Genomic DNA, 21,352 nt, shown 5'->3' on the forward strand with positions numbered 1-21,352 from the left:
ACCACAGTTACACATATCGCAAACCGCACCTGGCTACAGGTGCGGTTTTTATTCGCGGTCAAACGCGTTATTGTCTGATACAGTGTGATAATCGCTGAATAAATGTGGAGCGCTGACGGTGTCTGGTTTGAAAATTACCCTGTTGCAACAACCGCTGGTCTGGATGGATGGTTCCGCCAATTTGCGCCATTTTGATGTGGTGATGGATAAGCTGTCAGGGCGAGATTTGATTGTCCTGCCTGAAATGTTTACGACCGGATTTGCGATGGAAGCCGCACAGCAGTCCATGCCTGAAGCCCAGGTTATTGAGTGGATGAAAGAAAAGGCCAGCCAGTGTGACGCAATGATTGCAGGCAGTGCCGCATTGCAAACCGAATCAGGGGCGGTGAACCGCTTTTTATTGGTTACTCCGCAAGGTGGAGTCAGCCATTATGATAAACGGCACCTGTTCCGTATGGCAGATGAACACCAGTATTATCAGGCTGGCAATACCAGAGTAATTGTTGAATGGCGTGGTTGGCGGATTTTACCGTTAGTATGCTATGACCTGCGTTTCCCGGTGTGGTCTCGCAACCACGGTGATTACGATTTGGCTTTGTATGTTGCCAACTGGCCAGCGCCCCGCTCACAGCACTGGCAAACGTTACTGGCTGCCCGGGCCATTGAAAACCAGGCCTGGGTTGCAGGTTGTAACCGGGTGGGAACCGATGGCAATGGCCACCATTACCGGGGCGACAGCCGGGTTATCTCACCACAAGGGGAAATCATTGCCTCCTGTGATCCTCACCATGCTGCCCGTATTGATGCCGAGCTCTCACTCACTGCGTTGCAGGAGTACCGGGAAAAATTCCCGGCCTGGCGTGATGCGGATAACTTCACGCTTAACCCGTGATGCACGCCCTCTCATGCACTGGCATGAGGGGGTTTTAGCCTGCATTCAACTTCCCCGGTAGGTTGACCATGACCAGGGGGAAATCAAAAAGGGTAAGTGGTAGTGCAGATTATCTGCAGGCAAAATCAGGTCAATTTGCGCTACCGGGTAGAGCGTTTCACGTTGTGTAACCGCAAAATATTCACCGGTTTGCGCGACCAGCCGGTACTGCCCAGGCCCTAATTCCCCACCGCCGAGGTTTTTCAGGCGGCCATCGGTATCTGTTTCACCCTGTGTTAACGTTACCCACTCACCCGCCTGAAGCTGTTCCAGGCTAATCAATACACCCACAGCCGGTTTCCCGATAGCCGTATCCAGAATATGTGTGCTGAGCGTACTCATGGTAAGAAAACTCCTTCAAGGCGTAATAACGTAATCTGACGTAACTGCTCAAGCGCTTCCTGAGTTTCTTGTTCCGGGTTCGACTTCATCCGGCGCTGTAACGCCTGCAAAATATCGTGCCCGGATAACCCTTTTGCACGAATAAGGAAAACTCGCCCAAAGCGCGCTTCGTAATCGGCATTCCCTTTTGCCAGCGCCTGTGCAAGCTCCTGGTCTGCAGTATTCACCGCAGCCTGTTCGCCGCGCGATAACTGCGCTTCCTCACTCTTACCTGTTGGCCGCTCGCCAATGCGGGGGTGAGCACTGAGCGCCTGATTAAGCTCTGCTGTTTGCCAGGTTGCAGCTAACGCAACAGCGTGCTTTTTCAATGCAGTAAACGACGAATAAGGCCGGCCGGCAACCAGCGCATCCTGCCAGGCAGGAATTGCAACGCAAGCCTGAATCATAGCCGTTGCAGCCTGGCTATCCGCCTGGTTAAACCGCACCAGTGGCGTTGGGGCTTCTGCAACCGCGCACACCGCCTGGCTCCATGCTTTCATCGCGACAGCAACATCAGCTTCAGTTATCGATTCTGCCGGATGATGGCTGATGCCTTTCTCGCAGCGAACAAACAACATACCGACAGGCCAGCGCTCTGCAACAGCAATAGCATCATGCCCTGCCCCGCTTGGCAGAGAAAGCGCTTTGCCCTGAGCAGAAGCAACCGCTTCACTCAATGCTGCCTGTAATATCGGGGAGCATGGCGTTGCCGGAATAGAATAGAAAGTGTCGTGAGTGAAGGACAACCCTCGCTGACTGGCGATGTTTTCTGCCTGTGCCAGCAATTGCGACAACAGTGCATCCCGGCTGTCATCCGATGGGCTGCGAATATCCAGGGTCAGTTCCACTGAGCCAGGAATAACATTGACGGCGCCTGGCAAACAGTTAACCGTACCAACCGTTGCTACATTGTCGCCACCGCTTGCCAGGGTTATCTGTTCCACCCGGTGAATCCAGGCGGCAGCGGCGGCAAGTGCGTCATGGCGATGCGCCATCGGTACTGTACCGGCATGCCCGGCCTGGCCGGTAAAACAACAACGCAAACGGTGAGCACCATTGATTGCTGTCACTACACCCAGCGGGAAATCAGCCTGCTCCAGCACCGGTCCCTGCTCGATATGCAGTTCAAGATAGGCGGTAAAATCCTCCTGGTTACGAGCCGCCATACCAATTCTTGCGGGATCAAGCCCTGCCTGTACCATCGCCTGAGCAACAGTAATACCTTCATTGTCCTGGCATTCCAGCCAGTTTTCCGGCCAGGTTCCGGTTATTCCCCGGCTACCCAGCAAGGTAATGCCAAAGCGCGTACCTTCTTCGTCAGAGAAGCCAATGACTTCAATTGCCTGGTTCAGGCGTTTTCCTTGCCGGTTAAGCCAGTCAACCACTTCAATGGCTGTCAGTACTCCCAGCATGCCATCATAACGCCCGGCATTTCTGACAGTATCCAGGTGTGAGCCCAGTAATACAGCACTCGCGCCTTCCGTTGCGCCTTCATAGCGGCCACAGATATTTCCAGTGGCGTCCTGCCAGGTGGTCATACCCGCCTCTTCCATCCAGCGGGCAACTTGCTGATTTGCGCGCAGATGTTCAGGCGACAGGAAAACCCGGGTAAGTTGCCCCGGGGTTTGAGAAATTAACGCCAGCGTATCGCTGCGCGCCATAATGCGGCTGGCCGCCTGGCGGGATTGTTCGTCGGGCATTGCCATTACTGTCATGGGCGCGCCTCCGCATCATAGATATCCCATGCAGCCTGCATCGCCGCACCTTGCGTGGTGCGAAAGCCCTGGCGGTTAAGCACGGCTTCCAGCGCCGCCAGCGTTTGCAGAACACAATCTTTACGGGCGTTATAGCCCATGGTGCCAATACGCCAGATTTTGCCCTGCAATGGGCCAAATGACGTGCCAATTTCAATATGGAAGTCTTCCAGTAGTGTTTTGCGCACCGCTTCGCCATGAACATTTTCCGGAATAACCACGCCCATTACATTGTTCATTTTATTGGCAATATCACCAAATACTGACAAGCCCATGCCCTGAATGCCAGCCACCATGGCCCGGCCGTGTAACGCGTGGCGGGCAATAATATTGTCCATGCCTTCTTCCAGCATGATGCGTGCGCACTCGCGCGCGGCAAATAACATGCTGGTTGCTTCAGTGTGGTGGTTGAGGCGCTCTGGTCCCCAGTAATCCATGATCATGCCCAGATCAAAATAGTTGGACCAGATCATTTCATCGTCGCCATCTTCATGAGATGCACTGCGTATCCCTTGCTCGATGCAACGCCGCTTGCTGATGACACTGGCCATTTCAGGGCTGAGCGTTACCGGAGAACTCCCGGAAGGCCCGCCCAGGCATTTTTGTAACCCCGCGGAAACGGCATCCAGGCCCCACTCATCTGCCTGCAATGGGTTCCCCCCCAGCGAAGCTGTGGCATCGGTGTAAAACAACACGCCATGGCGACGGCAAATCGCACCTAATTCTTCCAACGGCTGTAACATTGTGGTTGAGGTATCGCCCTGAACCGTCAGCAGCAGACGGGGTTTCACCTGCCGGATAGCATCTTCGATTTGATCCGGGGTAAATACCTCTCCCCAGGGAACTTCAATGGTATGCACTTCTGCATGGCATCGCCGGGCAATTTCACACAACAAATGGCCAAAACGGCCAAAAACGGGCACCAGAACTTTATCGCCAGGACGAATTGCTGACACCAGCACGGCTTCAATACCGGCACGAGATGTGCCGTCCACCAGCATCGTCCACTGGTTTTGAGTGCGAAAGACACCTCGGTATAAAGCCATCACTTCATTCATGTATCCCGTCATCACCGGATCATACTGGCCGATCAGTTGGCTGGACATAGCACGTAAAACGCGAGGGTCAGCATTAATTGGACCCGGTCCCATCAATAACCGGTGAGGAGGATTGATTTGTGGATATAGCTGGGTGTCGGACATGATGATTCCTTTGATATGGACAATTCTCAGTGAAACAAAAGATTCTTAATAAAAACTTCTGCAACTAATGTGCCATAGCAAAACAAAAACAACCAGCGCCATAACTACAGGTAAAATATTTATTTTTTAGAAAAGTTACAGCAGGAACAATGAGAAAGAACGACCCAAAAACGAGCACTACCGTGGTGCAATGGCACCACGGTAGTGCAATTCAACGTTGTTCCAGTTCATCAAGAGAACCATACAGTTCCGCTATCTGATGGATACGTTGCCTGCCATCTGCCAGGCTGTGGTGTAACAGTGCATTTGCCAATAAATTTACCAGGCTCATTGCACTGCTGTAGCAATCAAATGCCGACACGCTGTCGAGTGGAGCTTCAAGATGCCAGCCACCAATGCCTTTCAGAGTACTGGCCTGCGGCTCACTGATGACCAGCAGCGGAATACCACGCTGCGCCAGGTCATTGAGTATTGGGCGGATAATGCGCGGGCGGCGGCGAAAGGCCACCATAACAACACAATCACTGGGGCTGATGTCTACCAACTCTTCAGACAAAGTTTGCCCGGGCTGAGGAAGTACATAGACATTGCCACGGCTTTGCAGCAATTGCTGGCGCAGGTGCAGAGCGACAGGCCAACTGTTACGTAAGCCAACAATCAGAATACGTTTTGCGGCCGCCAAAGCAGAAATAATACTGCTGAATTGTGTAGCATCAAGGGTGTTGACCCAGTGCGTCAGGTTCGCCATTTCTTGTTTATAGTGACGTGCCAGCAGTGTGTTGCCCTGCACCGCATCACGGTTTTCTGTCAGGGGCATACCGCTTTGGCGCAATGTACGTAATTCATCACGCATGACTTTATAGCGGTCATACCCCAGGCGTTTAAACAGCCTGCTGACTGTCGCTTTCGAAACCCCACTCAGCCTTGCCAGTTCAGCACTGTTATAGCTTATCAAGTCATCGAAGTGATCCATGATAAACCCGGCCACTCGCTGTTCTTGTGGGGAAAGCTGGGCATAGCTGGCCCTAAGACGCTCATCCAGTTGTTTCATGGATTCTCCTGTAACTTTTGTTGCAACGGACTTGAGTATAATGAAACATTTCGCGTCATTCTGGAACGCCTCTTGCTTATTATTAATGTACCCCTGAGCAAGAGACATAAACGATGATACAAAGCAACATGGCCCCTTCAGGTATGGCAGTTACGCCACACCACCTGGCGAGTGAAACCGCCCTGTCCGTATTACGTCACGGTGGTGATGCAATTGAAGCCATGGTGGCTGCGGCTGCCACCATTGCCGTCACCTACCCGCATATGAATGGTATTGGTGGCGATGGTTTCTGGTTAATTGTTCCACCTGAAGGCGAACCAGTCGCCATCGACGCGAGTGGTGCGGCAGGCTCCCTGGCTTCAATGGAATTCTACGCCAATGAAACACATATTCCTCACCGTGGCCCTCGTGCTGCACTAACCGTGCCAGGTACTGTCAGTGGCTGGCAGGAAGCGCTGCAGATTTCACAGGAATTAGGTGGCGGGCAACTTCCTCTTTCCCGTTTACTGGCCGATGCCATTCGCTATGCGTCAGACGGGATACCCGTCACGCAATCACAGGCGATTGCCACTCAGGGGAAATACCATGAGCTGGTAAACGTGCCGGGATTCGCGCAGACATTTCTTTCCCGCGGTGAAGTGCCAATTGCCGGTAGCCGTTTTTGTCAGCCACGCCTGGCGCAAACACTCACGCGTTTAACAACAGAAGGCCTGGAGAGTTTTTACCGCGGCCCCCTCGCCAGCCAGATGGCCCAGGAACTGGAAGAATTGGGCATCCCGGTTACATTGCAGGACCTGGCCGCACACCGTGCCCACCGCCGGTTACCATTACACCTGTCTCACCCACAAGGTGATGTCTATAACCTTGCGCCTCCGACTCAGGGGCTGGTTTCGCTGGCCATTCTGGGTATTACAGCCGGGATGGAAATGACACAGGCGAGCGAAGTACAAACGATTCATCGGATTGTTGAAGCCACGAAAAAAGCATTTGCTCTTCGGGATCAGTATATTACGGATCCTCGCCATGTTACCCGCCCGGTACAAAGTCTGCTTGATCCGGAAAATTTAGAAAATATGGCAGCTGAAATTGATGATAACCAGGCGGCTCCCTGGGGAACCGGTAAAGGCCCGGGAGATACCGTATGGATGGGCGTTATTGATAATAACGGATTAGCGGTTTCTTTTATTCAGAGCATTTACCATGAATTTGGCAGCGGAGTGGTGCTGCCTCAAAGCGGTGTGCTGTGGCAAAACCGCGGGGCAGCATTCAGCCTGGATCCCCAACATATTCTGGCCTTATCGCCTGGCAAGCAACCTTTTCACACGCTCAACCCGGCGGCTGTGCGCCTGGCCGATGGCAGAGTAATGGTTTACGGCTCAATGGGAGGTGACGGGCAACCACAAACCCAGGCCGCACTGTTTACGCGCTATGTACTGCAAGGTGTACCACTTCAACAAGCCGTTTCCGCTCCCCGCTGGCTGCTGGGCCGCACCTGGGGGCAATCTTCCGACAGCCTGAAACTGGAGAACCGCTTCAGCCCACGAACATTTGAAGCCTTACGCGCCATGGGCCACGAAGTGGAAGCGCTGGATGACTTCAGCGAGGCCGTTGGCCATGCCGGAGCAATTGTGCGCCATACCAACGGTATGCTGGAAGGTGCTTACGACCCACGCAGCAATGGCAGTGCCGCCGGATTTTAAGGAGAGAACATGCAAACAACCGATTTTGACTGGCCTGGCTATATTACGTTAATGGCCCAAATACTGGATATGCCGCTGGATGATGCACGCCGGGCAGAGCTGGAAGTACAGTTGCGCCGTATTAATGAGATGGCACAACCATTAATGGACTTTAAGCTGGACCAGCGCCAGGAAGTCGCAGGGGTATATCAGTTATGAGTTTGCGGATAAGTGATATTCAACAAGGCCTGCGCGAGAAATCATTTTCTGCCACTGAGCTGGCAACACAGGCACTTGCAGACATTGAACGCATGAATCCGGCTATCAACGCGTTTACCCATGTTACCCAGCAGCGCATGCTGGATGAAGCCGCACATACAGACCAGTGCATTGCCCGTAATGAGGAACTCCCCCCACTTGCGGGTGTTCCCTATGCTGTTAAAAATTTATTTGATATTAGCGGGATAACCACTCTGGCCGGTGCCCGATTATTTCGCGATAACCCACCAGCCAGCCATGATGCTTTCGCCATCAGGCAATTACAGCACGCAGGGGCGTCCCTGGCAGGGGCACTCAATATGGATGCTTATGCCTACGGCTTTACTACCGAGAACACACACTATGGGGCAACCCATAATCCCCATGATCTTAGCCGGGTCGCCGGAGGGTCTTCTGGTGGTTCTGCCGCTGCAGTTGCCGCCGGGCTGGTGAATTTCTCGTTGGGCACTGACACCAACGGGTCAATTCGTGTGCCTTCCTCGTTGTGTGGCATTTTTGGCCTGAAACCGACCTTCGGCCGTCTTTCCCGCAGTGGTAGCCAGCCTTTTGTCGCGAGCCTTGATCATATTGGCCCTATGGCGCGCCATGTGGAAGATCTGGCCCTGGTTTATGATGTGCTTCAGGGTGATGATCCTCATGATCACTTTCAGGCGCGCCGCGCCCCGGCATTAATCGGGCAAGATTTGACGCCGGAACGGCCTTTACGTTGCGTTGTTCTGGGCGATTATTTTGACACCTGGTGCGATAACGATGCCAGAGATGCCGTCAACCGGGTTGCCAGAGGATTACAGGCAGCAGAGAGCATTACACTGCCGCAGGCCGAAATGGCACGTTCAGCCGCTTTCCTGCTCTCTGCTGCAGAAGGTGGCAACCACTATTTACCTTTGCTGCGCACAAAGCCGGAAGAATTTGAACCAAATTCCAGAGATCGTCTGCTTGCGGGTGCGATGACGCCTTCAGCCTGGTATACCCAGGCACAACGCTTCCGGGCCTGGTTCCGCGATATAACACTCCCGTTGTTTAATAACTTTGATATTCTGATCGCCCCGGCGACCCCTTGCTGCGCTACGGAGATTGGCCAGCAGACCATGCGCATCAACCAGTGTGATTTGCCAGTCAAAGCCAGTATGGGTATGTTGACCCAACCGATTTCATTTTTGGGCCTGCCTGTTGTCACCGTTCCTCTCATCACAACAGGAGGTTTGCCCATTGGTGTACAACTGATTGGTGCCCCGTGGCAGGAGAAACGCTGCCTGCAGGCTGCTCAGTCACTTGTTTTACAGAATATTTGCCAGGCAGCGCCGGTACAGGATTGTGTTCCATGAACAGAGATAATATCGACAGACAGGCTATTTTAAACGAAGTCACCGCCGCGTTTTATCGTTATGAGCAAGCGTTGATCAGTAATGATGTCGACGTGCTGGATGAGCTCTTTTGGGAGGATGCGCGCACTGTGCGTTATGGCGCAACAGAAAATCTCTATGGTATCGCAGAGATCCGGGCCTTTCGCCAGGCCCGTTCCCCCAAAGGGCTGGATCGCACACTGCGTAATACCACTATCACTACGTTTGGTGAAGATATGGCAGTGACCTGCACCGAGTTCACCCGTGAAGGTAGTGAGAGTATTGGCCGCCAGATGCAAACCTGGGTGAAGTTCGCGTTTGGCTGGCGGATTGTTGCCGCCCATGTCAGTAAAATGGGCTGAGGTGTTTATTGCGGGATGGCCGGTGGAGCCATCCCGTTGCATTTACTTTTGCCACGGATGCGTTTTTATCCAGTGGTCAGCAATATCCTGCCTGCGGCATACCCAGACGTCGTCGAAGCCCTGGATATAATCCAGGAAACGTTGCAGTGCCCGGAAGCGGCCAGGGCGGCCTAATAACCGGCAATGCATACCCACTGACATCATCTTCGGCGCCTGTGCGCCTTCTTCATATAACACGTCGAAGCTGTCTTTAAGGTAAGTATAGAACTGCTCCGCTGTATTAAACCCTTGTGCGGTGGCGAAGCGCATGTCGTTCGCATCCAGCGTATAAGGCACTATCAGATGAGGTTTTACCGTGCCATCCTGGCAAGTTACTTCACTCCAGAAAGGTAAATCGTCGCCATAATAATCACTGTCATACTGAAAACACCCTTGTTCAACCACCAGCCGTCGTGTGTTTGGGCTGTCGCGCCCGGTATACCAACCCGATGGTTTCTTACCAAACAAGTTTTCCAGGGTTTCAATTGCCTGCAGCATATGCTGGCGTTCTGTTTGTTCATCAATATTTTGATAATGAAGCCAGCGCCAGCCATGGCTGACCACATCATAGTCTGCGTTTTTGATTGCCTGGACGACTTCCGGATTACGCGCCAGCGCCATCGCCACACCAAAAATAGTCATGGTCAGCCCGCGACGTTGAAATTCGTTGTGGATACGCCAGAAACCAGCTCGCGAACCATACTCATAGAGCGAATCCATCGACATATGCCGGTCCGGATAGCTGGCCGCACCAATGATATCTGACAGAAACTGCTCTGAACCAGAGTCACCATGTAATACGTTGTTTTCACTACCCTCTTCATAATTCAGGACAAACTGAATCGCCAGGCGGGCACCACCAGGCCAGTGCGGATGAGGCGGTTTCCCTGCATAACCGAGCATGTCGCGCGGGTAGTTTTGTGTAAAAGGCCAGGGGTTATTTTCTTGTTCTGATTGCATGCCTTACTTTCCTCTTTTTACATCACAGATGGATCATTGAAGATTGCATACGGGCCAGTTAGTGGTTTGGGATTGGGTTTTGCCAAATCCCCATGCTTGCTGGTGCCCAGCCCCAGGCCAAGCAGGGCTTCCACCATTTTGACCGCAGCACTCACGCCATCAATGACCGGAATACTCAGTTCATGGCTCAGCTCTCGCGCCAGGTTTGCCATTCCGCCACAACCCAGCACAATCGCGCCACAATTATCCTGCGCTTTGGCCTGTATACAACGCTCCCGAACCTTTTGTTGAGCAAAACCCGTGCCATCCTCTAAAGACAACACAGGTAAATCAATAGCATGAACCGCCTGACAGTGGTGTTCGAAACCATACTGGCGTAATAAATGACGGGCGATAATCACAGTACGAGGCAGTGTAGTGACAATGGAAAAACGTGTCGCAACCAGTGTTGCCATATGCATAGCCGCTTCCGCTATGCCGACCACCGGGCCGGTTGCCAGTTCACGTGCAGCCAGTAACCCCGGGTCACCAAAACAGGCAATAATATGCCCGTCAACCCCTGCGCGCTCTCCCAGAGTAACCTGCTCCAGTACTCCCATCGCCCCAATAGCTTCATCAAAGTGGCCTTCAATAGACGGCACACCATGAGAAGGGCAAACGGACAAAATTTCAGTCCCCGTACTGGCAACCATACGGGCTGCCTCGCCAATAGTCTGTGTCATAGCCAGGCTGGTATTAGGGTTGATAACCTGAATACGAAATGTGGTCATCTGTTTGCCCCTTGTATACCGAATAACCGCGTGAAATCAGGCACCGTTTCACCACTTCGTTCAAAATGCAGGCTCTGGAGGATGTCTTCAAAGTGCTGTTGCATACACAATACCAGCCTGTCTGTGTCCTTTTGGCGTAACGCGTTAATCAACACACCATGGTCATCGCACCGGCACCCCTGCTGCCATGGTGCGCCCCAGGCGGCAATCACTAATGAGGAACGCCGGGTCAGGCGCGTCAGCGTCTCAACCATCACGGCATTGCCAGAAATAGCATGGAGTTGAATATGGAAATCCGCAGAGTAACGAATTGCTGCCGCGCCATCATGTTCGCGATGAGCCAGTTCTTCACGCTGAGTAATGTTTTCCAACGCAGCAATATGGGGAGGCTGAATATGTGACACGACATCGGGTAAATTGGCACATTCGAGTAACGCGCGGGTGCGAAAAATTTGTTTTGATTCTTCTACGCCCGGGCTTGCCACAAACGCACCACGCCGGGGCGTCATCGTCACCATTTGCACTGTTGCAAGGCGAGTCAGCACCTTTCTGATCCCTGTTCGGCTCACACCAAAGGCTTCAGCCAGCGCTTCCTCAGGAAGCTTACATCCAGGGGGAAGTTGATGTTCAACGATTGCCTGCATTAATGATTGCCATATTTCTGCTTCTTTATCTTGTTGCTCTTGCTGGGGTTGCCCCACATCCTGCTGCCTCATTCATTACTCCCGTACACAATGCATTTCCTATCTTGTATACAATATATATAAAATAAGTACACAAAAAATATGAACCTGGCCTGGTTCCTGCAATGGTTATCGCATACACCATCATCACCTGCTATCAAGTAAAGGAGCAGAATCCATGCCAAACGTACACCATACAACTGCTGATAACCCCAATGCAGGCTACAGCCCCAAATTGTGTAATGAAGATCTGGCGCCCACTCGCCAACAAAGCTGGACCTGGTACAACATCTTTTCATTCTGGATGTCCGATGTTCACAGCATGGGAGGTTATGTTGTTGCCGCCAGTTTCTTTGCATTAGGTTTATCAAGCTGGCAAGTGCTGTTATGCCTGTTGGTCGGTATTTGTATTGTTCAGGTATGCGCTAACCTGGTTGCCAAACCCAGCCAGATGGCCGGCGTGCCTTATGCTGTTATCAGCCGCCAGGCTTTCGGGGTATTTGGTGCCAATATTCCAGCAGTAATCCGTGGTTTGATTGCGTTTGCCTGGTACGGCATTCAGACATACCTTGCGGCAAATGCACTGATGTTGGTTATCCTGAAATTTTGGCCTTCCCTCGCCCCAATGACACAGAATCACTTTCTGGGCCTTTCGCATCTGGGCTGGATTTGCTTTGGCATTATGTGGGTACTGCAGGCGATGGTGTTCTGGCACGGCATGGATGCCATCAAGCGGTTTATTGATGTGGCAGGCCCGGCCGTCTATGTTGTGATGATGTGTCTTGCTGGTTGGATCCTTTACCAGACCGGGCTGGATGGTATTTCTTTTACGCTGTCCAGTAAAACACTCAGCCCTTCAGCTCAAGTGTGGGAAATGATTACCGCAACTGCGCTGGTTGTCTCCTATTTTTCCGGACCACTACTCAATTTTGGTGACTTCTCCCGTTATGCGAAAAACATGAATGAGATTCGCCGTGGTAACCGTTGGGGGCTGCCATTTAATTTCCTGCTCTTTTCCATTGTTACTGTCATTATTGTTTCTGGTACACAATCGTTATTTGGCAAAATGATTACCGACCCTATCGAGACAGTCAGCCATGTGGGAAATAGTCTGGCAATGGCGATTGGTTTGTTGACAATGATAACTGCCACTATTGGGATTAATATTGTCGCTAACTTTGTTTCACCTGCTTTTGACTTCTCAAACTGCTCTCCCCAAAAAATCAGTTTTCGTACCGGGGGCATGATTGCTGCAGTGGGCTCCGTGCTATTGACACCGTGGAATCTGTTCCAGTCACCAGAGTTAATCCATTACACACTGGATGTTCTGGGCTCTTTCATTGGCCCATTGTTTGGGATTTTGCTTGCTGACTTTTATTTGATTAAACGTGGCACAATTAACGTAGATGCTTTATTTAGCGTATCTCAGGAAGGCCCTTACTGGTACAACAATGGGTTCAACCCGAAAGCGATTGCTGCATTGATTCCTTCCGTCGTAGTTTGCCTGATTATCAGCTTTATCCCGTCATTACATGCCGTGGCAAATTTCAGTTGGTTTATCGGTGCGTTTTTGGCGGCCGGGAGCTACCGCTGGATTGCACGTAATGATCGTGTTGAAAATTCCGACACACTGACCCAGGTAATTACTGTACATCAGGAATAACATCTCGCTAATGGTGCCAGAATAGCCGCTCTGGCACCATCAACACTCTGTTTAGCTGATTACCTGGCAGAATAAATTTCCCTATTCGAAATATCCTCCACTCAAAAAAGTTAACACCACCACCTTAAAAGAATATTTTTGATATTTATCAAATAACAATTAAACATAGCTATGTTATAAACCCTACCCGACAAGCACACATGCATGCCGCACTCTTCTTCACTTTCAGGAAATAATTAATGGCTGTTAAAATCAATATGGAAAACCCGAAAACGGGTGAGCACTTACATGGCTTCTATGGTTTTTCATGGACAACGTTTTTCTTCGGTTGTATTCCGGCGCTTTTCAGAAAAGATTTTAAAACGTTTATAGGGGTATTTATTATTTTACTCATTCTGGCATTAGTCACGATGGGTATCGGTTCTACGGTTGCCATGATTGTCTGGGCATTTATGTATAATAAGTACTACACAACAAATCTGATTAAACGTGGTTTCCAGTTTGCCGGGACACATACTGAAAACGAACTGGCTTCAAGTAAACTGGGGCTGACGCTGAACCCGGACAACTGCAAAACCTTCACGCAGAATACCCCGACGTCACAAATTATTTCTTAATAAAGCGCCAAAACTGAAAAGTCACCACTGTTGTTGGTGACTTTCTTATTCTCGCAATAATTCTCTATTCAGCTAAATTATTGTTCCTATAACCATAGCAGGCTTCTTGCTATCTTCACGCCAACTCGCTACCCAGAATAGCCTCTCATCACCTTATGCCTGGCGCAATCAACGCCTCTTCAGGCAAATACAGATTTTTGCTTCACCGGGTATTGCCACACAATGGGAAAATCACTTTTGCCATGCAGGCAGACTACTGCAACAGTAGCAGAACAAACATGATAAGGGGTCGTAAACGAAAAAGCGCCATGTTAGAAATTAACATGGCGCTGGAATAGTGGCGGAACGGACGGGACTCGAACCCGCGACCCCCTGCGTGACAGGCAGGTATTCTAACCAACTGAACTACCGCTCCGCGATTGTTCCCCGTCGGGAACGATGCGGATATTACGGATACCTTACAGAAGCGTCAACGCTTTTTCTTTCTATTTTGACTGTTTGGCGCAAAATTCACCTGAACGGCCGGATTTTGCACACCATCATGCGCGCCACATACAGCTGCCACCTTTTTTCTGCACCAGGTCCAGACGAGATTCATGCGCCACGCATTCTTCATCTGTTGCTCTGATAATTTTCAACCCGCCAGCGCGAACCACACGTTGTATACCTGTTGAGTCCACGGCCTGCTGTGCATCGCCTTCCATCGCAAATTTGATGCTGGTTTGCCCACCGGTCATGGTCAGATAGACATCAGCCAGAATCTGGGCATCGAGTAATGCCCCGTGCAACGTTCGTTTACTGTTATCTATTTCGTAGCGCGAGCACAAAGCATCCAGGCTGTTACGTTTGCCGGGGAACATACGCCGCGCCAGAGCCAGGCTGTCTGTGACTTTACAGAATGTCTCTGTTTTGCCAATGCCCTTATTGAGCATGCCAAACTCATAATCCATAAAGCCGATATCAAACGATGCATTATGGATAACCAGTTCAGCCCCGCGGATGTAATCAAGAAAATCATCAACAACATCGGCAAATACAGGCTGATATGCGAGGAACTCATCTGAAATACCGTGAACCATAAAGGCTTCCGGATCCACCAAACGGTCAGGCTTAAGATAAATATGAAAGTTGTTGCCTGTCAGGCGGCGGTTAATCACTTCAACAGCACCAATTTCGATAATACGATGCCCTTCGTAGTGCGCCCCTACCTGGTTCATACCTGTGGTTTCAGTATCGAGAACGATCTGTCTTGTGATTTCTGTGCTCATAGCGCTCATTTGTGTCAGACTTAGTTTTTTCTTCAGACCCGGGAAGTTTACCAGAATGCGTAAACAGGTAGAAATTTTCACCGACGGCTCCTGCTTAGGGAACCCAGGCCCTGGTGGCTACGGTGCGATTTTACGTTATAAACAACACGAAAAAACCTTCAGTGAAGGGTACTATCTCACAACGAATAATAGAATGGAGTTAATGGCGGCGATCGTCGCACTCGAAGCCATTAAGGAACACTGTGATATCACACTGAGCACGGACAGTCAGTATGTTCGTCAGGGAATTACCTCCTGGATCCATAACTGGAAAAAGCGTGGCTGGAAAACCGCAGATAAGAAGCCAGTCAAAAATGTTGATCTGTGGAAACGGCTGGACAGCGCTCTCAGCCAGCACAATATTAAATGGGAATGGGTAAAGGGCCATGCCGGCCATCCGGAAAATGAACGATGTGACGAACTGGCACGCACAGCCGCAGGTTCGCCATCACAGGAAGATACGGGCTATTTATCTGAAAACGGGTGATCAGTCCTGTTTCGGTACTGGCGGGATGCAGTTACCGCCGGTCGCAACGACGCCCGTGATTTTCTGGCAGACATTGGGGTCATCGTTAATGGAATCGTTCTTTTCCGTGCCACTATCAACTGCATGCAACCCAGTGCCGGGAGGTGAGTGGAGAGCAAGCGCCCTCCTGACCGGTGCCAGGGGAGAACATGGAAACGCTTGTAATGCAGCACTTCAAAGTTAAGCAATGAAAGCCAGTCCAACTGGCGAACCAGAGTAAACATCCGGCTTTGAGTTGCCCCCTTTTTGCTACGAAACGGCATTACTTTACCAATACCTAACAGGCTGACTGGATTAAAACCGCTCAGGATCAACCAACCATCGTCAATCAATATACGATCAACTTCCCTGAGCAATCGGTGTGGATCCTGACACCAGGAGAGGCTATGGGCTAACAAGCAGGCGTCAACAGATTTTGCGGCAAAAGGCAGCGCCAGTGGATCTGCTATCACATGAAGTGCATGCCCTTGCATTGCCACGTTCACCTGGTGTGATATAGCGCATTCACTGGTATTGATTTCTGCGCTCAAATTCCCCAGTTTAATTAAATGGAATCCAAACATTTTTCCAAGCCAGGGTTGCACCTGCCGTTCAAGCGCTTCACGATAGTATTCACCCCAGGGCAATTCAGCCCATTGTCCAGGCGCCTGGAGTGGCAAAGGTGTCCTTGCCGGTTTCATTAAAACCTTCCATTTGAGAGCATTACCGAGGTCATTTATGAATCTTACCAGTATTCCTGCATTTCAGGACAACTATATCTGGGTACTCTATAACGACATGGGTGAATGCCTGGTTGTCGACCCGGGAGACGCAGGGCCTGTGCTTGACACAGTGGCGAAATTTGGCTGGAAACCTGTGGCGATTTTGCTTACCCACCACCATGCCGACCACACCGGTGGTGTGGCAGAATTATGTGCAACATGGCCGGAGTTGGTTGTTTATGGGCCAGAGGAAACCAGAAGTAAAGGTGCCACGCACATACTGACCGGTGGCGATAAATTCCCATTATTGGGACTTGAGTTTGAGGTAATATTTACACCCGGTCACACTTTAGGACATATCTGTTATTACAGTTCTCCTTATCTATTTTGCGGTGATACACTTTTTTCTGGTGGGTGTGGAAGACTATTCGAAGGCACTCCAACCCAGATGTACCAGTCACTTGGAACATTGAACAAACTGCCTGCTCAAACATTAATCTGTTGTGCCCATGAGTACACGCAATCAAATATTAACTTTTCTTTAAGTATTCTTCCGGAAGATGAAGCAATACTTAAATACAGTAATGAAGTTAATAAGTTACGTAAAAAAAATCACTCTTCCCTCCCCTCCACACTAGAAAAGGAGCGGCAAATTAATCTTTTTCTACGAACAGATGATGCTGTTTTAATTGAAAAAATTAAAGATGAAACAACTTTGCAACAACCTGAACAATATTTTGCCTGGTTACGCGCAAAGAAAGATAACTTCTAAATCCAGGGTTGAGTTATTTTGCAGTCGCAGGTATCATCGCTCGTCTTTTAAGCAACTATTGACACACACATGAAGGCAAAAGCGATTCTAATCGCCTCTGTCCTGCTGGTTGGGTGCCAGGCGTCGAAGCATGACGGGCATATACAACAGCACGCACAGAGCCTTTCTGCGGCTGGTCAAGGAGAAGCAGGAAAGTTCGCAGGTCAGGCGGACAGCGCGCAATGGTTGAACGATGGTACTTCCTTCGCGCATGATCAGGACCTGTGGACCTTCATTGGCAACGAGCTAAAGATGGGGATTCCGGAAAACGCCCGGATTCGCGAACAAAAACAGAAGTATTTGAGTAATAAGAGCTATCTCCACGATGTAACTTTACGGGCAGAGCCGTATATGTACTGGATAGCCGGGCAAGTTAAGAAACGTAACATGCCGATGGAACTGGTACTACTACCCATAGTGGAGAGCGCTTTTAACCCCCATGCAACGTCTGGTGCTAATGCCGCAGGCATTTGGCAAATCATTCCGAGCACGGGAAGGAACTATGGTTTAAAGCAAACTCGTGAGTATGATGCGCGGCGTGATGTGGTAGCTTCCACAACTGCCGCGTTGGACATGATGCAACGCCTTAACACTATGTTTGGCGGCGACTGGCTATTGACTGTTGCTGCATATAACAGCGGCGAAGGCAGGGTAATGCGTGCAATAAAAGCGAACAAAGCCCGTGGGAAACCAACAGACTTTTGGTCACTTTCTTTGCCACATGAAACGCGTGTCTATGTTCCCAAAATGTTAGCGCTGAGTGAGATTTTCAAAAACAGTCAGCGTTATGGTGTTCGCTTACCAACGCCGGATGAAAGCCGTGCGCTGGCAAAAGTGAAAGTATCCAGCCCAGTTCAGATGGACCAACTTGCCGAAATGGCAGGTATGTCGCTTAAAAAACTGAAAGCATTCAATGCGGGTTACAAAGGGGAAGTATTAGGCAAGAGCGGCCCGAAGTATGTCATGGTGCCACAAAAGCATGCGGATGAACTTCGTAGCTCTCTCGCTGCAAATACATTCGATGCAATGCAATCGTCTCTGGTCGCAAGCAATAGCAGCGCCGCGTATACAGTACGGCGTGGTGACACGCTTTCTGGTATTGCTGCTCGCTTGAATGTCTCAGAGCGTGATTTGCGGGCGTGGAATAACCTGACATCCAGCAAGATAAACATTGGTCAGACCCTGCAAACAGGTACGCTGAACAGTGATTCACGGCTGGTAAAAAATGACAGCATCACCTATCGCGTTAAAAAAGGTGACTCGCTGTATAGCATAGCCAGGCGGCATGGTCTCAACATTAATGATGTCATGCGCTGGAATAAGGATGTTGATGCTATTAAGCCTGGTGACCAGTTAACCTTGTTTGTTAACGACGGAACCAGCCCCGACTCCTGAGGAGCCGGAATTATGGCATGAGCATCATGCCCGTCAAACCACCTGTCGTGATATTGCTGCCATGCAGTGTATCAACACAGGTGGTTTTTTTATTTTGTCTTGCATGGGTTAAATTCCACTAACAATGGGTTATGGTCAGATGCCTGAGTAACCAGAACGGATGCATTCGCCACATTCAGGCCACGGTAAAAGACAAAATCCAGCGGGCGTCCGAATGCACGCCGACGCTGGTCATCTTTAAAACGCACTTCACGTAGTGACATTTCACGGGCAAACCCATATAGCGCACTGATCCTGGGACGGCTCCATGCATTGAAGTCCCCCGCCATAATAACTGGCCCACTATGATGCGCCATTTGCTCCCGAATGGGAGCTAATTGTTTGCTGTACACATCCACGCCTAAAGTAAAGTTGATGGCATGAATATTAACGACCATCAGCATCCGGGTATCGGGTAGCGGGTAAACAGTGACCAGAGCAGACTTGGCAAGCCGCAGAATAGGCTCCCGCTCGCGTAATGGACAACAATAGATAGGGTGAGCTGAAGAAAGAGTCATCACGCCTGAAGGGTGTTGAGGCAGGATCAAAGCGGGTACCTGGTCAGCCGCAAGGTAATTCGAAGTTGCGAAATCAACCAACTCCGGCGTTGTCTGGGCTTCCTGCAATAACACCAGATGCGCATCCTTACCAAAATTCTTCAGTACCGACAGCCACTCATTCCGTTGCTGTTTAAAAATGTTCCATACCAGAATACGTATCCGCTCCTCACTGGTAAGCGGTACTCCGGAAGGAAGAGCCTGACCAATGCTCGAAAACACCCCTGGCGGCAAAATCCTCTCCGCAGGCTGGCCTGCGACATAGCGCATGGCATAGGTCGGTTTACGCACGTTACAAAACACCTTTTTTTCGTTTAACCGCACACAACATGTTAGCAGTCTTTTCAGTTATAGAAGTTTTAGCAGCCAGTTTCAATCATCTACTGACGTTGATGCGGCAAGATGCGCTATTTCAGTATTTTCATTGCCAGCCGGTGCTACCGCGGGGTACTTTTATCACCAAATCACCCATAAACTGATTTAACTATTGCCATGGAGGCAATAATGAAAACAAATTCTGAGGAACTCGGCGTTTTTGTCGCAGTTGTGGAAAGCGGCAGCTTCAGCCGTGCTGCAGTGCAGCTTAACCTGGCAAATTCAGCAGTCAGCAGAGCAGTTAAACGCCTTGAGATGAAGTTGGGGGTTAACCTGCTCAACAGAACGACGCGTCAGTTAAGCCTGACAGAGGAAGGTAAACGTTACTTCCGCCGGGCTCAGCATATTCTTCAGGAGATGGCTGACGCCGAAAACGAAGTGCAGGAGACGAAAGAGACACCTTCCGGAACATTGATTATTGATGCAGCTACGCCCGTAATATTGCATTTGCTCGTTCCTCTGATTAAAGCTTTTCGCGAGCGCTATCCACAAGTAACATTATCGCTGGTTTCTTCTGAAACCTTTATCAACCTGATTGAACGCAAAGTAGATGTTGCCATCCGTGTAGGTAACTTATCGGATTCGAGTTTACGCGCCCGGCAGTTGTTTAACAGCTATCGCCGTATAGTTGCCACACCAGAATATTTGGCATTAAATGGTACGCCTCAAACACCGGAAGATCTGGACACACATTGCTGCATTGGATTTTCCGAGCCGATATCCCTGAACTCATGGCCGGTGCCGGATGAAAATGGCCAGTTAAAGCAAATTAACCCGACATTAACCGCTAACAATGGTGAAACTATTAAGCAGTTATGCCTGGGAGGGAATGGTATTGCCAGCTTGTCGGACTTTATGGTTGATGAGGAAATAATGCAGGGCCGGTTAGTTGAGGTTTTACAGGCACACAAGTTAGCCGTACCTACACCATTCAGCGCCGTTTACTACAGTGACCGGGCTATTAGTACCCGTATCCGTGCATTTATTGATTTTCTTACTGAGCACTTTACTGATAAAGCTATTCTGAATGCACAATTATTACAAGTGAAGCAGAAGCGCTAAAGTGCCGCGAAATAGAGAGTGGTGATCGTCTGCTGATCACCACTCTCATTCATTGAATAGTAACTAAAAACAATTTTCTTGAAGGGATATAAGTGATAAATACAAAAAACCCCTGAGTATCCTCAGGGGTTAATAATAATTGGCGGAACGGACGGGACTCGAACCCGCGACCCCCTGCGTGACAGGCAGGTATTCTAACCAACTGAACTACCGCTCCACCGAATTTTTCTGCAACAGCCATTACAATGGCTTATTACTTTTTCTTTCCACACCCGCATGATGCAGATGCTTAAATTAAAGCCTGGCAGTTCCCTACTCTCGCATGGGGAGACCCCACACTACCATCGGCGCTACGGCGTTTCACTTCTGAGTTCGGCATGGGGTCAGGTGGGACCACCGCGCTCTTGCCGCCAGGCAGATTCTTTGTGCTCGGTCGTGTCTCTTTTACGTTCTTGCTGCGTTGCTCTCGCCTGCCCGCTCAGTCACATACTTCAGTATGCTCCTTACGCGGTGCGGCTCTGCGCCCTGCCATAACGTAAAATCCATCACGACTTTACTTATCCGTCAACAGGCTGAAAATTTCGTCTCTCTCACACCAAAACATCTTTGGCGTTGTAAGGTTAAGCCTCACGGTTCATTAGTACCGGTTAGCTCAACGCATCGCTGCGCTTACACACCCGGCCTATCAACGTCGTCGTCTTCAACGTTCCTTCAGGACCCTTAAAGAGTCAGGGAGAACTCATCTCGGGGCAAGTTTCGTGCTTAGATGCTTTCAGCACTTATCTCTTCCGCATGTAGCTACCGGGCAGTGCCATTGGCATGACAACCCGAACACCAGTGATGCGTCCACTCCGGTCCTCTCGTA

Annotated in this window: 21 protein-coding genes, 2 tRNA genes, 2 rRNA genes and 1 pseudogene; 11 read left to right on the forward strand and 15 right to left on the reverse strand. The window is 50.3% G+C overall.

The window, feature by feature from the left end; translation table 11 throughout:
• The first annotated feature begins 118 nt into the window (after positions 1–118).
• Positions 119–892 (forward strand): amidohydrolase, encoded by a 774-nt coding sequence (locus A9B99_RS08180; protein WP_064596449.1) that lies wholly within the window; start codon positions 119–121, stop codon positions 890–892.
• 45 nt (positions 893–937) lie between these two features.
• On the opposite strand, the gene uraH is transcribed toward A9B99_RS08180, so the two are convergent.
• The 5 genes and pseudogenes from uraH to A9B99_RS08200 all read right to left on the reverse strand — a co-directional run bounded on the left by uraH (position 938) and on the right by A9B99_RS08200 (position 5,319).
• Complete coding sequence (gene uraH, locus A9B99_RS08185; protein ID WP_064596450.1) at positions 938–1,273, reverse strand: hydroxyisourate hydrolase; 336 nt, start codon at positions 1,271–1,273, stop codon at positions 938–940.
• Positions 1,270–1,791, reverse strand: a complete 522-nt coding sequence (gene uraD, locus A9B99_RS24175; protein ID WP_269448061.1) for a 2-oxo-4-hydroxy-4-carboxy-5-ureidoimidazoline decarboxylase — start codon at positions 1,789–1,791, stop codon at positions 1,270–1,272. Before uraD ends, uraH begins: the two co-directional genes overlap by 4 nt.
• A pseudogene (hpxK, locus tag A9B99_RS08190) lies at positions 1,780–3,012 on the reverse strand (allantoate amidohydrolase); the annotation flags it as partial. The gene uraD and the pseudogene hpxK, both read right to left, overlap by 12 nt.
• Before the next feature lie 11 nt (positions 3,013–3,023).
• Positions 3,024–4,268, reverse strand: a complete 1,245-nt coding sequence (locus tag A9B99_RS08195; protein ID WP_064596452.1) for a pyridoxal-phosphate-dependent aminotransferase family protein — start codon at positions 4,266–4,268, stop codon at positions 3,024–3,026.
• Between the two features lie 211 nt (positions 4,269–4,479).
• Positions 4,480–5,319: a MurR/RpiR family transcriptional regulator gene (locus A9B99_RS08200; protein WP_064596453.1), complete on the reverse strand. Its 840-nt coding sequence runs from the start codon at positions 5,317–5,319 to the stop codon at positions 4,480–4,482.
• Between the two features lie 113 nt (positions 5,320–5,432).
• On the opposite strand from A9B99_RS08200, the gene A9B99_RS08205 reads away from it, so the two are divergent.
• The 4 genes from A9B99_RS08205 to hpxZ are packed head-to-tail and all read left to right on the forward strand — an operon-like array spanning position 5,433 to position 8,982.
• Positions 5,433–7,019, forward strand: coding sequence for a gamma-glutamyltransferase family protein (locus A9B99_RS08205; protein WP_064596455.1), 1,587 nt, complete (start codon positions 5,433–5,435; stop codon positions 7,017–7,019).
• A gap of 9 nt (positions 7,020–7,028) precedes the next feature.
• Positions 7,029–7,217 (forward strand): oxalurate catabolism protein HpxX, encoded by a 189-nt coding sequence (hpxX, locus tag A9B99_RS08210; RefSeq protein ID WP_064596457.1) that lies wholly within the window; start codon positions 7,029–7,031, stop codon positions 7,215–7,217.
• Positions 7,214–8,602, forward strand: a complete 1,389-nt coding sequence (locus tag A9B99_RS08215; protein ID WP_064596459.1) for an AtzE family amidohydrolase — start codon at positions 7,214–7,216, stop codon at positions 8,600–8,602. The genes hpxX and A9B99_RS08215 overlap by 4 nt, the downstream gene beginning before the upstream one ends.
• Positions 8,599–8,982 (forward strand): oxalurate catabolism protein HpxZ, encoded by a 384-nt coding sequence (gene hpxZ, locus A9B99_RS08220; RefSeq protein ID WP_064596461.1) that lies wholly within the window; start codon positions 8,599–8,601, stop codon positions 8,980–8,982. The genes A9B99_RS08215 and hpxZ overlap by 4 nt, the downstream gene beginning before the upstream one ends.
• A gap of 42 nt (positions 8,983–9,024) precedes the next feature.
• Here hpxZ and puuE read toward each other — a convergent pair whose 3' ends face one another.
• Genes puuE through A9B99_RS08235 form a run of 3 tightly spaced genes read right to left on the reverse strand, consistent with a single transcriptional unit; the run spans position 9,025 to position 11,467 of the window.
• Entirely contained in the window at positions 9,025–9,981 is a 957-nt protein-coding gene (puuE, locus tag A9B99_RS08225) for an allantoinase PuuE (protein ID WP_064596463.1), read from the reverse strand.
• A 17-nt stretch (positions 9,982–9,998) separates the two neighbouring features.
• Positions 9,999–10,751: an aspartate/glutamate racemase family protein gene (locus tag A9B99_RS08230; protein ID WP_064596465.1), complete on the reverse strand. Its 753-nt coding sequence runs from the start codon at positions 10,749–10,751 to the stop codon at positions 9,999–10,001.
• Positions 10,748–11,467 carry a GntR family transcriptional regulator gene (locus A9B99_RS08235; protein ID WP_064596467.1) on the reverse strand — a complete coding sequence of 240 codons (720 nt, stop codon included), beginning with the start codon at positions 11,465–11,467 and terminating at the stop codon, positions 10,748–10,750. The genes A9B99_RS08230 and A9B99_RS08235 overlap by 4 nt, the downstream gene beginning before the upstream one ends.
• A gap of 145 nt (positions 11,468–11,612) precedes the next feature.
• Between A9B99_RS08235 and A9B99_RS08240 the strand changes: the two genes are divergently transcribed.
• Positions 11,613–13,097, forward strand: a complete 1,485-nt coding sequence (locus tag A9B99_RS08240; RefSeq protein WP_064596469.1) for an NCS1 family nucleobase:cation symporter-1 — start codon at positions 11,613–11,615, stop codon at positions 13,095–13,097.
• Between the two features lie 239 nt (positions 13,098–13,336).
• Positions 13,337–13,714 (forward strand): hypothetical protein, encoded by a 378-nt coding sequence (locus A9B99_RS08245; RefSeq protein WP_064596471.1) that lies wholly within the window; start codon positions 13,337–13,339, stop codon positions 13,712–13,714.
• A 338-nt stretch (positions 13,715–14,052) separates the two neighbouring features.
• Here A9B99_RS08245 and A9B99_RS08250 read toward each other — a convergent pair.
• Positions 14,053–14,129 (reverse strand) — tRNA-Asp (locus A9B99_RS08250).
• A gap of 124 nt (positions 14,130–14,253) precedes the next feature.
• A complete protein-coding gene (gene dnaQ / locus A9B99_RS08255; RefSeq protein WP_064596526.1) occupies positions 14,254–14,982 on the reverse strand; it encodes a DNA polymerase III subunit epsilon in 729 nt (242 codons plus the stop codon).
• Between dnaQ and rnhA the strand changes: the two genes are divergently transcribed.
• A complete protein-coding gene (rnhA, locus tag A9B99_RS08260) occupies positions 14,936–15,508 on the forward strand; it encodes a ribonuclease HI (protein ID WP_074388782.1) in 573 nt (190 codons plus the stop codon). The genes dnaQ and rnhA overlap by 47 nt on opposite strands.
• On the opposite strand, the gene A9B99_RS08265 is transcribed toward rnhA, so the two are convergent.
• Positions 15,487–16,227 (reverse strand): class I SAM-dependent methyltransferase, encoded by a 741-nt coding sequence (locus tag A9B99_RS08265; RefSeq protein ID WP_064596479.1) that lies wholly within the window; start codon positions 16,225–16,227, stop codon positions 15,487–15,489. The two genes, rnhA and A9B99_RS08265, sit on opposite strands and share 22 nt — an antisense overlap.
• Before the next feature lie 37 nt (positions 16,228–16,264).
• Here A9B99_RS08265 and gloB point away from each other — a divergent pair, with 37 nt between their 5' ends.
• Positions 16,265–17,020, forward strand: coding sequence for a hydroxyacylglutathione hydrolase (gene gloB, locus A9B99_RS08270; RefSeq protein WP_064596481.1), 756 nt, complete (start codon positions 16,265–16,267; stop codon positions 17,018–17,020).
• A gap of 69 nt (positions 17,021–17,089) precedes the next feature.
• Positions 17,090–18,454: a murein transglycosylase D gene (mltD, locus tag A9B99_RS08275; RefSeq protein ID WP_064596483.1), complete on the forward strand. Its 1,365-nt coding sequence runs from the start codon at positions 17,090–17,092 to the stop codon at positions 18,452–18,454.
• A gap of 89 nt (positions 18,455–18,543) precedes the next feature.
• Here the strand turns inward: mltD and A9B99_RS08280 are convergent, their stop codons facing one another.
• The gene (locus A9B99_RS08280; RefSeq protein WP_064596488.1) at positions 18,544–19,341 is read right to left on the reverse strand and encodes an endonuclease/exonuclease/phosphatase family protein; all 798 of its coding nucleotides are present in this window, start codon (positions 19,339–19,341) and stop codon (positions 18,544–18,546) included.
• 213 nt (positions 19,342–19,554) lie between these two features.
• Between A9B99_RS08280 and yafC the strand changes: the two genes are divergently transcribed.
• On the forward strand, positions 19,555–20,487 hold the full coding sequence (gene yafC, locus A9B99_RS08285) for a DNA-binding transcriptional regulator YafC (protein ID WP_064596491.1): 933 nt from the start codon (positions 19,555–19,557) through the stop codon (positions 20,485–20,487).
• Between the two features lie 140 nt (positions 20,488–20,627).
• On the opposite strand, the gene A9B99_RS08290 is transcribed toward yafC, so the two are convergent.
• The 3 genes from A9B99_RS08290 to A9B99_RS08300 form a co-directional block, all read right to left on the reverse strand.
• A tRNA-Asp gene (locus A9B99_RS08290) sits at positions 20,628–20,704 on the reverse strand.
• Positions 20,705–20,786: 82 nt separating this feature from the next.
• Positions 20,787–20,902, reverse strand: a 5S ribosomal RNA gene (gene rrf / locus A9B99_RS08295).
• A gap of 201 nt (positions 20,903–21,103) precedes the next feature.
• A 23S ribosomal RNA gene (locus A9B99_RS08300) occupies positions 21,104–21,352 on the reverse strand; the annotation flags it as partial.

This window comes from Mangrovibacter phragmitis (genome assembly GCF_001655675.1).
Lineage (GTDB): Bacteria > Pseudomonadota > Gammaproteobacteria > Enterobacterales > Enterobacteriaceae > Mangrovibacter > Mangrovibacter phragmitis.